The organism is Burkholderia aenigmatica, from assembly GCF_048627025.1.
Classification (GTDB): Bacteria; Pseudomonadota; Gammaproteobacteria; order Burkholderiales; family Burkholderiaceae; genus Burkholderia; species Burkholderia aenigmatica.
Genome location: NZ_CP184468.1, coordinates 1,710,608 through 1,724,221 on the forward strand (window position 1 = coordinate 1,710,608; position 13,614 = coordinate 1,724,221).

Annotated in this window: 13 protein-coding genes; 8 read left to right on the forward strand and 5 right to left on the reverse strand. The window is 63.5% G+C overall.

Annotated features, from left to right (window positions below; translation table 11 throughout):
- The 6 genes from ACN8ZM_RS08010 to ACN8ZM_RS08035 all read left to right on the forward strand — a co-directional run bounded on the left by ACN8ZM_RS08010 (window position 1) and on the right by ACN8ZM_RS08035 (window position 6,379).
- A complete protein-coding gene (locus ACN8ZM_RS08010) occupies window positions 1-993 on the forward strand; it encodes a type II secretion system F family protein (protein ID WP_089450381.1) in 993 nt (330 codons plus the stop codon).
- 17 nt (window positions 994-1,010) lie between these two features.
- Window positions 1,011-1,844: a pilus assembly protein gene (locus ACN8ZM_RS08015; RefSeq protein ID WP_089450382.1), complete on the forward strand. Its 834-nt coding sequence runs from the start codon at window positions 1,011-1,013 to the stop codon at window positions 1,842-1,844.
- A gap of 20 nt (window positions 1,845-1,864) precedes the next feature.
- Complete coding sequence (locus ACN8ZM_RS08020) at window positions 1,865-2,194, forward strand: DUF3613 domain-containing protein (RefSeq protein WP_089450383.1); 330 nt, start codon at window positions 1,865-1,867, stop codon at window positions 2,192-2,194.
- 95 nt (window positions 2,195-2,289) lie between these two features.
- Entirely contained in the window at window positions 2,290-4,197 is a 1,908-nt protein-coding gene (locus ACN8ZM_RS08025; protein ID WP_420210928.1) for a pilus assembly protein TadG-related protein, read from the forward strand.
- Window positions 4,198-4,231: 34 nt separating this feature from the next.
- On the forward strand, window positions 4,232-5,623 hold the full coding sequence (locus ACN8ZM_RS08030; RefSeq protein WP_420210929.1) for a sigma 54-interacting transcriptional regulator: 1,392 nt from the start codon (window positions 4,232-4,234) through the stop codon (window positions 5,621-5,623).
- Window positions 5,624-5,677: 54 nt separating this feature from the next.
- Window positions 5,678-6,379, forward strand: a complete 702-nt coding sequence (locus tag ACN8ZM_RS08035; RefSeq protein ID WP_420210930.1) for a DUF2968 domain-containing protein — start codon at window positions 5,678-5,680, stop codon at window positions 6,377-6,379.
- A 77-nt stretch (window positions 6,380-6,456) separates the two neighbouring features.
- Here ACN8ZM_RS08035 and hfq read toward each other — a convergent pair whose 3' ends face one another.
- Entirely contained in the window at window positions 6,457-7,035 is a 579-nt protein-coding gene (gene hfq, locus ACN8ZM_RS08040) for an RNA chaperone Hfq (RefSeq protein WP_089450387.1), read from the reverse strand.
- A gap of 296 nt (window positions 7,036-7,331) precedes the next feature.
- Here hfq and ACN8ZM_RS08045 point away from each other — a divergent pair, with 296 nt between their 5' ends.
- Complete coding sequence (locus ACN8ZM_RS08045) at window positions 7,332-7,616, forward strand: PXPV repeat protein (RefSeq protein ID WP_043182620.1); 285 nt, start codon at window positions 7,332-7,334, stop codon at window positions 7,614-7,616.
- A gap of 27 nt (window positions 7,617-7,643) precedes the next feature.
- Here the strand turns inward: ACN8ZM_RS08045 and ACN8ZM_RS08050 are convergent, their stop codons facing one another.
- The 4 genes from ACN8ZM_RS08050 to ACN8ZM_RS08065 form a co-directional block, all read right to left on the reverse strand.
- Entirely contained in the window at window positions 7,644-8,561 is a 918-nt protein-coding gene (locus ACN8ZM_RS08050) for a DUF1571 domain-containing protein (RefSeq protein WP_420210931.1), read from the reverse strand.
- A gap of 29 nt (window positions 8,562-8,590) precedes the next feature.
- Complete coding sequence (locus tag ACN8ZM_RS08055) at window positions 8,591-10,345, reverse strand: AMP-binding protein (protein ID WP_420210932.1); 1,755 nt, start codon at window positions 10,343-10,345, stop codon at window positions 8,591-8,593.
- Between the two features lie 157 nt (window positions 10,346-10,502).
- Window positions 10,503-11,324, reverse strand: a complete 822-nt coding sequence (locus ACN8ZM_RS08060; protein WP_420210933.1) for a TetR/AcrR family transcriptional regulator — start codon at window positions 11,322-11,324, stop codon at window positions 10,503-10,505.
- A 215-nt stretch (window positions 11,325-11,539) separates the two neighbouring features.
- Entirely contained in the window at window positions 11,540-12,760 is a 1,221-nt protein-coding gene (locus ACN8ZM_RS08065) for an MFS transporter (RefSeq protein WP_043183148.1), read from the reverse strand.
- 281 nt (window positions 12,761-13,041) lie between these two features.
- On the opposite strand from ACN8ZM_RS08065, the gene ACN8ZM_RS08070 reads away from it, so the two are divergent.
- On the forward strand, window positions 13,042-13,584 hold the full coding sequence (locus ACN8ZM_RS08070; protein WP_043182627.1) for a GNAT family N-acetyltransferase: 543 nt from the start codon (window positions 13,042-13,044) through the stop codon (window positions 13,582-13,584).
- Window positions 13,585-13,614 lie beyond the last annotated feature (30 nt).

The following is a 13,614-nucleotide window of genomic DNA, read 5'->3' on the forward strand; positions in this document are numbered from 1 at the left end:
ATGACGGCAACTCAGATTGGAGCGATTGCTTTGGCCTTGGGCGCGCTTGGCGTTTTGCTGTTCGGAATGCTGGCAGTGCTGCGCGCGAGTGCCACGACGCGCGCCGAACGCGCGCTCGTCGACGCACTGGATCGGCGCATGGCCGTACTTGAGGCAGCCAAGGCCAAGGCTGAAACAGGTGACAGCACCTCTGCGAAGCCGGACGCGAGTGGTGGCGAGCGCGTTGCACATTTTCTCGATCGATTGTCGTCGACGGGAATGCGCTGGCTCGACACGGGGTTCGGCAAATACATCGTTGCCGAAGAAGATCGTCGTTTGCTCGAACAGTGTGGATACATCGATGCACGTACGCGTGGATTGTTCCTGAGCGTGCGAATTGCATGCGCGATCGGGTTGCCGCTGCTGTTTGCGATATTTGCGAGCGGTCAGATGAAGAGCGGTTACTGGATGATCGGCATGTTTGCCGCATTCGGGTTCGGCTTCATGGTGCCGAAGCTCTATGTGCAACGTCGCGCTGCCGCCCGCAGACAGAGCGTTGTCGACGAGTTGCCGCTGCTCGTTGACATGCTGCGCCTGTTGCAGGGCGTTGGGCTGTCGCTCGATCAGAGTCTGCAAGTCGTGACGAACGATTTCCGCGGAATGATGCCGGTGCTGTCGTCGGAAATGGGTATCGCGCAGCGTCAGTTTGCGGCAGGCCGTACACGCGAGCAGTCGATGCAACGACTGTCCGGTGGATTCGACAATGAGGATCTGCGCGCGATCGTTCGATTGATGGTTCAGGTTGACAAGCACGGCGGTGCAGTCCAGGAACCCCTCAAGCAATTCGGAGACAGGTTGCGCGAGACGCGTCGTGCGATGCTTCGCGAGCGGATTGGACGATTAACCGTGAAGATGACCGGTGTAATGGTACTGACCCTGTTGCCAGCGCTGCTGATCGTGACGGCTGGGCCCGGGATGTTGGCGGTGATGCGTGCGCTGGCGTCGCACCATTGATGGACGAAGGAAAAATGATGAAGCGGACCAGCAGGATGGTGCGGTACGCAGGTGTAGCGACAGCAGCGTTGCTGCTCGGCGCGTGCGCGACCAAGGAGAACGGGTACGGCGTTAACACGCAGACCGAGCGCGCTGCGCTGATTCAGGCGGCCGATCAGAAACAGTCGGTGCCGGACACACCGGCGATGTATCTGGGTCTGATCCAGCGGATGCAGGTACAGGGTCTTTATTATGCGTCGCTTGCGCACATCGACGCATACGATAAAGCGTACGGCGTGTCGCCCGACACGACCCTGCTGCGCGCGGATGCACTTCGGATGACTGATCAGCCGGCTGCCAGCGCGGCAGCGTACACGCAGTTGCTGAAGACGCCGCTCGCGGCTCGCGGTTACAGAGGGCTTGGGCTGATCGCCGGCGCGGCGGGCGATTTTGGACACGCGGTGCAGGCATTGACGCAGGCGTCCGAACTCGCGCCGACCGATGCGTCGCTGTTATCCGATCTTGCTTACGCGAAATTACGCAATGGCGATGTCGTTGGCGCGCGGGTGCCGCTGCTGAAGGCGGCCGAACTGGATCAGCATAATCCCAAGATCGTCAGCAATCTTGCGCTTTATCTGTTCGCGGCGGGGCGCTCGCAGGATGCGCAGATGTTGATGACTCGGCAGCATTTGCCTGCGGATATCCGCAAGGATATCGGTATCGACTCCGCGAAAGTTGCTGCTGCCGTACGCGCACAGCAGCGTGCGGCCGCTACGCTGCCCGTCGTGCAACGGCGAGGCGTGAGTGCACCGATGGCGAACAATTTTGGCTACGACCAGACCGTGCCGCTGCTGCAACGGTTTGCACAATGAACGGACAGGCGGGGAACGACATGAATAATGAACATCAGCGAAATACACGCGCGGGTCGAATCGCGATTCTGGGCGCGATCGTCGGGGTGGCAATGAGCACCGCTGCTGCATATGGGCAGCAGGTTGCGAGGCCAGGCGTATCCGACGTCGACGGCTCGACTAGGGCGTGGCTCTCGATGCAGCGCGACAACCGCGCGGCGGCGCCGACGCAGCCCATGCTCGGGGACGTTGCATCACTTGTCTATCAGCGTTATCTGGATTCGTTCAAGAACAAGATTCCGAACTCGATAAGTTCGCAGATTGGTTCCACCAGTGGCGGTATGTCGGGTGGTGGGCAGGCTGCGCAATAAGCGACATGGCGATGCGTGTAGATCAATCACATGTACGTCGGCGGCGCAGCACTGGCTGGCCCGGAATGCGTCGTCAGCGTGGCTCCATTGCAGTCATGGCGGCGATCTGGGTGATGGTCGCGATTGTCGTGCTGGGGGCGGTCGATATCGGGAATCTGTATTTGCAGCGGCGGGATCTGCAAAGGATTGCGGATATGGCTGCGTTGGCGGCCGCGCAGGCCGCCGCGCCGACCAATCCGACGGACATGTCTTGTTCCAGCGCGAATCTGGCCGCGCAGAGCGTGGCGCAGTTGAATGACTCATACAAGCTCAGTACGATCGCTCCGGTAAATGGCACGGACCAGATTCAGTCTAGCTGCGGCAGATGGGATCCTCCTGCAACGGCGAGCGGATCGTCGACGTATCAGGTCGCCAACGCGAGCATGGCGTGTCCTCAACCCAGTGCTTCGCCTGCTACTCAGTCATGCCCCCAACTCAACGCCGCGCAAGTGACGATGACACGCAAGCTGCGTTACTCGTTCCTGGGAATGCTTTGGTCGACCGTTGCCGGGCCGGTGACCATCTCTGCGACTTCGACGGCCCGCGCGGCGGCGGTTGATGCATTTTCGATCGGTACGTCGCTGGCGATGTTCGGCAGTAACACTGACTGCAACGGAAATGCGATTACGAGCAACGCATACAATCCGGGCCTGGTCAATTCGTTGTTGAGTGCGTTGCTCAATACGTCGTTGAGCTTCAATATCGGTACGTATCAGGCGTTGGCATGTACGCGTATCAAAATCGACGATTTGCGCACGGCGCTCAAGGTGGGGACTGTCGATCAGTTGTTGAGTGCGACCACGTCGATCAGCAACCTTGCCACCCTGATGGTCACTGCGCTGGGGCAGACTTCCGTCGCGAACGTGCAGGCAAACGTTACCGAAAGCCAGAAGCTACTGGGCGCACTTACTAATCTGAACGTGCCTGGGCCAATCGCTATCGGCAACTCGGCGTCTACTCCGGGCTTGTTGTCAATCGGTCTGGCAAACACGCAAAATGCCGCGAATGCGACGGTTAGCCTGCTCGATCTGTTGTTTACCGCAGCAGAAATCGCGAATGCCAACGCGAACAGCCCCGCGGTGAGTGTCAATACCGGCCTCAATCTTCTCGGTCTTGCACAAGCCGCGCTGCAAGTGCAGGTAATCCGGCCGCCAGTCATTGCCGTTGGTGAAGGCGGCACCGATCCAACGAAGCCAGGAAATCCTTGGCGCACGCTCGCCCATACTGCAGACATTGCGGTCTACCTGAACGTCGGGCTTGGAACGTGGGGTTCGTTGGGCGGGTTGCTGAACGGCCTTCTCAATTTGAGTGTGAAGTTGCCGCTATACCTCGAAGTAGCCCCTGGAACAGCATGGTTGACATCGACGAGCTGTGCAGCAACGCGGGCCAATAGCCGCGCGAATATCGTTGCGCAGCCTGGGTTGGCAAACGTATGTATCGGAGACGCGCCGTTGAACAGTCAGGGCGCGATGGACGTGTCCGGTGGCTACTCGTGCGGCTCGCCGCAGGTCGCGACGCTCCTGAACGTTGGCGTTCTGAGCGCGCTGGGTTTGAAGACATCGGTCACCGCGACAGTTCCCGCCATTTCGGTACCCGCTGTCGCATCCGTTGGCGGTCCTTTGGTATTTGACGGCATTACGGGAAATAGCGATGACTATCAAAGCGTCAATTCCAACCAGGTCGGACAAGTACTGACGAACGCGCTATCGGGACCTGCCGGCGCGCTTTCCAAGGGAACCGGCCTGACTGTGACGGCGACGCTGTTGGGTCTCCCGATCACGATCGGCACATCGGTGATCGGCGACCTGCTCGGAATGCTGTCGAAAACAGTACTGAACGGTATTTTTGGCGCTCTCGACCAGCTGCTCGTACCATTGCTGCAGCTTTTGGGCGTTCAGGTCGGGGTTGCGACCGTCCATAACATGTCGTTGACTTGCGCTGTTCCGCAGCTAGTAGGCAATTAAGTGCGTTTTTAACTGAAGTCGCTGGATCAAATTGATGAGACCCACCCCCGCAATCGCAGAACTCGACCTCTACGTCTGGGAAGGCAAAGCGGACATTGTCGACCGCGTTGCCCGCTGCATGGCGAGCTTCGACGTCGAAGTGATCCGCGCCGACAATGCGGAAATCTCGCCGGAGCGTGCCGCCTTGCGGCCGTCGTTGGCGATCATCAGCGTGACGATGATCGAAACCGGCGCGGCGTTCCTGCGCGACTGGCAGGCCAACATCGGCATGCCGGTCGTCTGGGTCGGTGCGGCGCGCGACCACGATGCGTCGCAGTATCCGCCCGAGTATTCGCATATCCTGCCGCTCGACTTCACCTGCGCCGAACTGCGCGGCATGATCGGCAAGCTCGTCACGCAGCTGCGCGCGCATACGGCAGAAACGTCGCATCCGACCGAACTCGTCGCACACTCGGAATCGATGCAGGCGCTCTTGCACGAAGTCGATACGTTTGCCGACTGCGACACCAACGTGCTGCTGCACGGCGAGACCGGCGTCGGCAAGGAGCGCATCGCGCAACTGCTGCACGAAAAGCATTCGCGCTACCGGCACGGCGAATTCGTACCGGTGAACTGCGGCGCGATTCCCGACGGCCTGTTCGAATCGCTGTTCTTCGGTCATGCGAAAGGATCGTTCACGGGCGCGGTTGTTGCGCATAAAGGCTATTTCGAGCAGGCGGGGGGCGGCACGCTGTTCCTCGACGAAGTCGGCGATCTGCCGCTGTATCAGCAGGTCAAGCTGCTGCGCGTGCTCGAGGACGGCGCAGTGCTGCGCGTCGGGGCGGCGACGTCGGTCAAGGTCGATTTCCGCCTGGTCGCGGCGAGCAACAAGAAGCTGCCGCAGCTCGTGAAGGATGGCCTGTTCCGTGCCGATCTCTACTACCGGCTCGCAGTGATCGAGCTGAGCATTCCGTCGCTGGAAGAGCGCGGCGCCGTCGACAAGATCGCGCTGTTCAAGTCGTTCGTCGCGCAGGTCGTCGGCGAGGATCGGCTCGCTCAGTTGTCCGATCTGCCGTACTGGCTGACGGATTCGGTCGCGGACAGCTATTTCCCCGGCAACGTGCGTGAACTGCGCAACCTCGCCGAGCGCGTCGGCGTGACGGTGCGGCAGACGGGCGGGTGGGATGCCGCGCGGTTGCAGCGGCTGATTGCGCACGCGCGCAATTCGGCGCAGCCGGTACCGGCGGAGAGCGCGGCCGAGGTCTTCGTCGACCGCAGCAAGTGGGACATGAACGAGCGCAGCCGCGTCATTGCGGCGCTCGACGCAAACGGTTGGCGGCGTCAGGACACGGCGCAGCAGCTCGGCATCAGCCGCAAGGTATTGTGGGAAAAAATGCGTAAATATCAGATCTTCGATGAGGAGCCCGAGACCCGCGAAAGTGAGTAATTAATGAGATAAAATCGCGCTGAATTATAACGACTCGGGCGGGAATAGAACTTCATGAGCCATAAGACGGGGTTGGGAAGGGCGTGCGTATTGCTCGCCCTGGTGGGGGGCATGCAGGGCGCATACGCGCAAAGTCTGGCAGACAGCGGTTCGCCGGCAGTACAGCAGGCGTCGGCGCCGGTTGCAGCGATTCCGGTGATCGATTCGCAGACGTCGGTGCAGCCGCAGGCGGGCGAGTCGACGGGGCCGAGCACGGTCGACGACCTGCAGCGCCAGATCCAGTCGCACACGCTGACGGAAATGCGCACGAGCTATAACGGCAGCTACGGCGCGAGCCTGCTGTTCAACGTCAAGGACGGTGCGTACTTCGTTGCGCTGTTCCAGCAGAAGGCGTTCTGGCGCGTGATCAAGACTTACGACGAAACGCGTGCGGAAGTGATCTATCGCGATTTCTCGCATCAGGCGGAGCGGCTGGCCGTGAACGAACTGCGGGCAGCGAAGCTGGAATCGCAGAAAGCGCAAATGGACAAGCAGATCGAAGTCACCCAGGATCGCGCGCGGCGCCTGCAGGCCGATATCTCGATCGCCCGCCAGCAGCAGGCGGCGGTCGCGGATCGCCAGAAGAGCGTACGCAACGAGACGGCCGCATTGCAGGCGCAGCAGGCCGAGTTGCAGTCGCAACTGCGTGCGTTGCAGCAGCAGGTGCGTTCGTTGCAGCGCGAGGCCGATGCGGGCCTGCCGACGACGGCACACTGAACCCGATGGCGGTGCGGCGACATGCCGCGCCGGCCGCACAAGTAAAAAGGGCAAGCCGGTTGGCTTGCCCTTTTGTTTTACTGGCCGTCCGGCACGATTCGCCGGCGGCGTGTCACGATCACCGGCCCGTTGCCGCCGCGAGAATCCGACGGCGATGCGCTGCCGGATGCGTCGCCGGCGTCGCGCGGCGCGCCGTAGCTTTCGCGCGGTTCACGGGGTTCGCGCGGGGCGCCGTAGCCTTCGCGCGGCTCACGCGAGCCGTAACCCTCGCGCGGTTCGCGCGAGCCATAGCCTTCACGCGGTTCGCGGGAGCCGTAACCGCCGTCGCCGCGCGATTCGCGCGAGCCGCCGTGCGAGCCGTACGGGCTGTGACCGCCGCCTTCACGGCCACCCGGGCGCCCGCCGGTGCGCGGCCCGCGGGGGCCGCTGCCACCCGGGCGCGAGCCGCCCGTGTCGAGCTGGATCGTGGAAATCGCGCGCTTGTAGATGCCTTGCAGACCCACGGGGGTGCGCAGCATCACCAGGTACTGGTCGAACGACTCGATACATCCCGTCAGACGAATGCCGTTGACGAGATAGATTTCAACGCGCTTACGTTCCTTGCGCGCCGAATTGATGAAGTCGTTTTGCGGATGGGATTCTGCGGGATTGGCCATTGAGGTGCGGCAGGAGCCTGCGTCAGAGAATATGTTGTGCGTGTGTGTGGCGTGGTCGTCCACAAGGTGTTTGGCGGGATTCTACCCTGTTCAATCGGGGAGCGCGTAGCCGTGATTGTGTCGAACCGTAACCCACTATAGACGTTCCAGCGCATTTTCGCGATTCGGCCGAACGGCTAATGTCATTTCGTTACGCCGCGTTACGACTCTCGCAGTGCCGTATCACCTTGGTTCGCGCGCCGCGCGTACATTCGGTCGAGCGAGCCGGGCGGGCCGGCATATCAGGGATTCAGAACATGAACAAGAGACGATGGGCAGGGTGGGTCGGGGCCGTGGCGTTGCTGGCTTCCGGCAGTGCGATGGCGGGGCATGTCGACCTGTCGGTCGGCATCGGCGTACCGGTCGCGCCGGTCTATGTCGAACCGGCGCCGGTCTATGTGGCGCCGCAGCCGGCGGTGGTCGCCTATCCAGGCTACGGATACGGCTACTACGGCGATGACGACGACGATCGCTATCGCAAGTGGCGCAAGCACTATTACAAGCAATGGCACCGGCACCACGGCGACGACGATGACGATTGAGCCCGAGGCCGGCCCCGCCGGCGCGCATCAGAACGCGTAGTCGGGGTTTTTCGGGTCGAATGCGGTGTCGTCGAGTGTCGCCGGTGCGATTTTCTCGATGACGATCCGCTCGAAGATCTTGCCGTCGTTGTCATAGGACTCGACGGTCCGGAAATAGGGCGCGTGCAGGTCGAGCCCGAGGACTTCCTTCTTCGCGTAGAACTGCGGCCGGCCGGTCGGCGTTTCGTAGGTGAGCGCGACCACGCGCACGCCACCGACCGTCCTGGCTTCCACATCGGTCGGCCGCTGCACGCCGGCTTCCACGTATTTCTTCCCTTCGGTCAGGTACAGGTTCGTGATGAACTCGGTGCCGAGATCCGTCACCTGGTGATTCGACTGGGCGCGCGCGAGTGCGCCGTCGAGTGCCGTCCACAGCGGAATCTTGCCGAGCAGGCCGCCGAGGTGACCGTACATCTCGTCCTTGCGCTGCGTCGCGTCGTAGATGGTCTCCTGGCCGGCGTGCGCACCGCCCGGCAGCCATTTCGCATAGACGCGCAGCGGCTCGCGGGTGGTCTTCACGAGCATGTGGTCGGGCGTATCGGACCATTTTCCGCTGATGCGCTCCTGACGCACCATCGTGAACTGGTATGACGGATAGCCGTTGGGACCGTTACGGATATACAGCGGTACGGCGAGCGGATCGAGTGCCTTGAAGAGCGCCGTGAGCGTCGCGTCATCGAGTTGCGCGAGCGTGCCGCGCTGTGCGGCCGTGCGCAGCCAGCGCGCCTGCTGCGCGACCGGCTCGCGCGTGACTTTCGCGAGATCCGCCGGCAGTACGGCACCCGCTGCCGCGCCCGCGGCGGCGGCCGTTTCCTGTGCATGCAGGCCCGTCTGTCCGAGCGACAACAGGCAGGCGACTGCCACGACGGCGGCATGCCGCGCGTGGCGCTTCTTTCCTTCGTTCATCGACGGCGTCTCCTGGGGCGATGGATCGTTCAGCCTTGCTTCGCGGCCTTGATTTTGGCGAGTTCCTCGTCGCGCAGCGCGCGGCGCAGGATCTTGCCGACGTTGGTCTGCGGCAGCGCGTCGCGGAACTCGACGAATTTCGGCATCTTGTAGCCGGTCAGGTTCTTGCGGCAGTGCGCGAGCACGTCGTCGACCGTCAGCGACGGGTCGCGGCGCACGACGAACACCTTGATCCGTTCGCCTTGTATCTCGTCAGGAATGCCGATCGCCGCGGCTTCGCTGATGCCCGGATGCATCACCAGCACTTCCTCGATCTCGTTCGGATACACGTTGAAGCCCGACACGAGGATCATGTCCTTCTTGCGGTCGATCAGGCGGATGAAGCCGCGCTCGTCCATCACGCCGATGTCGCCGGTGCCGAGCCAGCCGTCGGCGTCGATCACCTTGGCCGTTTCGTCGGGGCGCTGCCAGTAGCCGCGCATCACCTGCGGACCGTGCACGCACAGCTCGCCCGGTTCGCCGATGGGCGCCCAGGTGCCGTCCTCGCGGCGAAAGCGCACGAGGGTGGACGGCGCGGGCAGGCCGATCGACCCGCTGAACGCGGCCATGTCGCTCAGGTCCACGGGGTTCATCGTGACGATCGGCGAGCATTCGGTCAGGCCGTAGCCTTCGACGACCGGCCGGCCCGTCACTTGCTGGAAGCGCTCCGCGACCGCGCGCTGCATCGCCATCCCGCCCGCCATCGCGAGCTTCAGCTTCGAGAAATCGCGCTTGCGGAATTCCTCGTTGTCGAGGAACGCGTTGTACAGCGTGTTGATGCCGGTGATGCCGGTGAACGTCTCGTTGCGGATGATCTTCATCACCATCGTCATGTCGCGCGGGTTCGCGATCAGGATGTTGCGCCCGCCGAGCCCCATGAAGATGAATGCGTTCACCGTCAGCGAATAGATGTGATACAGCGGCAGCGGCGTGAGCACGGTTTCGACGTCGCCCGATACCTGGTCGGCGATCCAGGCCTTCGCTTGCAGCAGGTTCGCGATCAGGTTGCCGTGCGTGAGCATCGCGCCTTTCGCGACGCCCGTCGTGCCGCCCGTGTATTGCAGGAACGCGAGGTCGTCGCGCGTGATCTTCACGGGTTGCGGCTTGCCGCGTGCACCGAGCGCGAGGGCGGAGCGCAACCGGATCGCCTGCGGCAGGTGGTAGGCCGGCACGAGCTTCTTCACGTGCTTCAGCACGAAATTGATCAGGCGTCCTTTCGCATTGAAGCCGTCGGCGAGCAGGTCGCCGAGCGCGGTGACGACGACGTTCTTCACCTGCGTTTCCGGCAGCGCGTCCTGCAGCGTGCGCGCGAAGTTCTCGAACACGACGATCGTCTGCGCGCCGCTGTCCTTCAGCTGGTGCGCGAGTTCGCGCACGGTGTAGAGCGGATTGACGTTGACGACGATCGCGCCGGCCTTCAGCGTGCCGAACAGCGCGACCGGGTACTGGAACGTGTTCGGCAGCATGATCGCGACGCGGTCGCCGGGCTTGACGCCGAGGCTTTGCAGATACGACGCGAACGCGTCGACTTTCCGCGCGAGCGTGCGGTAGGTCATCGATGCGCCGGCGCTCACATAGGCGACGCGCTCGGCGAAGCGGCTCGTGCATTCGTCGAAGAACTGCACGAGCGATGCATATTGCGTGACGTCGATCTCGTGCGGGACGCCGGGCGGGTATGACGCGTACCAGATACCGTCGGAGTTCGGCGGAACCTGGGCCGCTGCGGGTGCTGCGGAAGATGACATGACATGTCTCCGGTCTGTGCTCTCGGCGACGGCGGGTGCTTCAGCACCCGCCCGTGCCCCGTGCCGCACGGTCGATCGACGGGAACGTCTCGACGCCCCGCGTGACCGCGCGTTTCAATCAAATCGTGAACAGGAAGCCGCGCGTGGCCTCGCGCGCTCAGTTCGTGGAATGCAGCGTCGCCGTATCGGCGGTGGTCGCGCCCGACTGCGGCAGCCCGAACGCTTCGCTCGCGCCTGCGTCGTCGAGCACGGCCGCGAAGATCGACAGTTGCGCGCTGTCGGGCATCGGCGCTTTCAGCGCGGCGACGATCAGCGACGACAGTCGCGCGATCATCTGCACGTCGTTCATCGTGCGGCCTTGCGAGAACTCGTCGATCAGGCTTTCCGTTTCGGCGCCGGCGAGCGCGCCGGACAGCGCGCCGATCGCGAAGTGCAGGCGCCAGCCGAGCTCCGTGCGCGGCAGGTGCGGCAAGGCCCGCTGGAACGCGTCGAAGAAGCGGCCCGCGACGCTCGCGTAGTGCGCGGTCAGGAAGTTGCGCACGAACGGCGACGGGTCGGTGTACGCACGGCCGATCAGGCGCAGGAACCCGGGCCCGCCGCGCTCGGGATTGCGCGATGCCTTCAGCGCGGGAATGAACATTGCGCCGAGCACGTGCTCGCAGGTGATGTGCGTGCCGAGTTGCGCATCGAAGCGGTCGAGGATGCCGAGGCGTTCCTGGTTGAGCTGGTCGAGCCGGCGCGACAGCATCGCGTGAATCAGCGCTTCCTTGCTGCCGAAGTGGTAGTTGACCGCGGCCAGGTTGACCGCCGCGCGCGAGGTGATCTGGCGCATCGACATCGCCTCGAAGCCATGCTCGATGAACAGATCCTCCGCCGCATCGAGGATGCGTGCCTTCGTCCCGCCGGTCTGCCGAGTGCCGGATGACCGCGCCCCGGACGGCCGTCCCGTGGATGGCCGTCCTTCCTGACTTACTGCCATGTCCCGCCTCCCATGCCGGTCGCCCGGCCGCGAACTGGTGATTTGTTTGTCTGATTCAAACAGTCGTTTTTATTAAGATAAAAAAGGGCAGGCGGAGCGGGCAAGCGGGGAATCTGGACAAATTCCTCTAGTTCGATGTGCGGATGCGGAAAGTATCGCGCGCGCCCTCGGCAGGGCGGGGCACGCGCGATGGTGCGATGCGGCAATGCGCGGGGTCAGCTGACCGCGCTACGCGTATTGACCGATTGCGTCATGTCGATGCCGCGCCGTTCGCGGCTGAACAGGATCAGCACGGCGATCACGACGGCGACGATGCCGGCCACGAGCGCGAGCGCGAAGCTGTAATTGTTGTTGTTCGACACGGCGAGCGAGGCCTGCATCGTCGCGTTGCCCGACGCGAGCAGGTTGCCGAGCTGGTAGACGACGCCGGGGAAGGTCGCGCGGATCTCGTCGGGCGAGATCTCGTTCAGGTGAACCGGGATCACGCCCCACGCACCCTGCACCGAGATCTGCATCAGGAACGCGCCCGCGGCGAGCGCAACCGGGCCGCTCGAAAATGCCCACAGCGGCAGCACGGGCAGTGCGATCAGCGCAGCGATGAAGATGGCGCGCCGCCGGCCGATCCGCTCCGAGATCGCACCGAACGACAGGCCGCCGACGATGGCGCCGATGTTCAGTACGATCGTGATCCACGACACGGTATGCGGATCGAAGTGATGCTGTTCGCGCAGGAACGTCGGATAGAGATCCTGCGTGCCGTGCGAGAAGAAGTTGAACGCGGTCATCAGCACGATCGCGTAGATCGTGAGCTTCCAGTTCTGCCGCATCGTGGTGCCAAGGCTCGGGCGCGGGCGTTTCTCCATCTGCTTCCACGCCGGCGATTCGGGCACGTGTGCGCGCACGTAAAGCACGAGCAGCGCGGGCAGCACGCCGACCATGAACATCCCGCGCCAGCCGATGTACTGGTAGAACAGGCCGAACACGACGGACGCGAGCAGGTAGCCGCTCGGATAGCCGGCCTGCAGCAGCCCCGACACGAAGCCGCGCGCATGGGTCGGCACGGTTTCCATCGTCAGCGCGGAGCCGACGCCCCATTCGCCGCCCATCGCGACACCGAACAGCGCGCGCAACACGAGCAGCGCGGTCAGGCTCGGCGCGAAACCCGACGCGAGTTCGAGCAGCGAATAGCACGCGATGTTGACCATCAGCGTCGGGCGCCGGCCGAAGCGGTCGGCGAGCCGGCCGAAGATCAGCGCGCCGAGCGGGCGCATCGCGAGCGTCAGCGTGAGCGCGAACGCGACGGCCGGGATCGTCGAACCGAATTCGGCGGCGATGTCCTTCAGCACGAAAACCATCAGGAAAAAATCGAACGCATCGAGCGTCCAGCCGAGGTAGGCGGCGATCGTGACGTTGCGTTGTTCGCGGGTCCAGCTCATGTCCGAGGTCTCCTCGTTGGCTTGCGCGCTCACGATGTGCATGCGGATGCCGGCCCGGCTTGCGCGCGGTGCGGGGGCATTGATCGAGTGTAGGCCGCTGCGCCGGGCGATGTAGGGCGCGATAACGTCGAATCGGGAATAATCCCTAGGAAATGAACTGTTTCGGAAATGGAAACGGCGTCGCACGGAACAGGCGACAGGCATCTGTATCATTCCGGCAGGCTGTTTGTAGTTGTTTTGTAATGCGCCCGATGCACATCGTCACCGAATCAGGAGTCCCGATGACTGAACCTTCCGCCGCCACGCTGCCGGTGCTCGAAACGGCCAGGCTGTGGCTGCGTCCGCGCGTGCTGGCCGACCTCGATGCGTGCATCGAGATGGATCGCGATCCCGAGGTCACGCGGCACATCGCGGGCCCGTGGCACGATCCGGTCGAGCATCGACGCTTCGTCACGCACCGGATCACGCGCGACTATCCGCCAGGCCTCGGCTACTGGTCGATCTTCGAGAAGGCCGCGCCCGATGCGTTCATCGGCTGGATCCTGCTGATTCCCGACTATGCGGACGGCGCGCGCGACGTCGAGATCGGCTGGCGGCTGGTGCGTACGACATGGGGGCGCGGCATCGCGAGCGAGGCTGCGTCAGCCGTCGTGCGTCATGCCTTCGACACGGTGCGGCTGCCGCGCGTGATCGCCGATATCGCGGAGGCCAACAGCGGCTCGCTGAATGTCGCGCGCAAGCTCGGGATGCGTCGCGTGAGCATCGTGCACGACGGTATTCCTTACATTCGACATCGTCTCGAACGCAACGATCTGCGCGCGTAGCGCGGCGCAGCGCATGCGCAGGAGGGTGTC

Bases quoted from the DNA above. Each gene is read 5' to 3' on its own strand.
- ACN8ZM_RS08045 (WP_043182620.1), top strand. From the start codon at position 7,332: ATGAACAAGAGACGATGGGCAGGGTGGGTCGGGGCCGTGGCGTTGCTG.
- ACN8ZM_RS08060 (WP_420210933.1), bottom strand. From the start codon at position 11,324: ATGGCAGTAAGTCAGGAAGGACGGCCATCCACGGGACGGCCGTCCGGG.
- ACN8ZM_RS08025 (WP_420210928.1), top strand. From the start codon at position 2,290: ATGGCGGCGATCTGGGTGATGGTCGCGATTGTCGTGCTGGGGGCGGTC.
- ACN8ZM_RS08055 (WP_420210932.1), bottom strand. From the start codon at position 10,345: ATGTCATCTTCCGCAGCACCCGCAGCGGCCCAGGTTCCGCCGAACTCC.
- ACN8ZM_RS08015 (WP_089450382.1), top strand. From the start codon at position 1,011: ATGAAGCGGACCAGCAGGATGGTGCGGTACGCAGGTGTAGCGACAGCA.
- ACN8ZM_RS08020 (WP_089450383.1), top strand. From the start codon at position 1,865: ATGAATAATGAACATCAGCGAAATACACGCGCGGGTCGAATCGCGATT.
- hfq (WP_089450387.1), bottom strand. From the start codon at position 7,035: ATGGCCAATCCCGCAGAATCCCATCCGCAAAACGACTTCATCAATTCG.
- ACN8ZM_RS08050 (WP_420210931.1), bottom strand. From the start codon at position 8,561: ATGAACGAAGGAAAGAAGCGCCACGCGCGGCATGCCGCCGTCGTGGCA.
- ACN8ZM_RS08030 (WP_420210929.1), top strand. From the start codon at position 4,232: ATGAGACCCACCCCCGCAATCGCAGAACTCGACCTCTACGTCTGGGAA.
- ACN8ZM_RS08035 (WP_420210930.1), top strand. From the start codon at position 5,678: ATGAGCCATAAGACGGGGTTGGGAAGGGCGTGCGTATTGCTCGCCCTG.
- ACN8ZM_RS08070 (WP_043182627.1), top strand. From the start codon at position 13,042: ATGACTGAACCTTCCGCCGCCACGCTGCCGGTGCTCGAAACGGCCAGG.
- ACN8ZM_RS08010 (WP_089450381.1), top strand. From the start codon at position 1: ATGACGGCAACTCAGATTGGAGCGATTGCTTTGGCCTTGGGCGCGCTT.
- ACN8ZM_RS08065 (WP_043183148.1), bottom strand. From the start codon at position 12,760: ATGAGCTGGACCCGCGAACAACGCAACGTCACGATCGCCGCCTACCTC.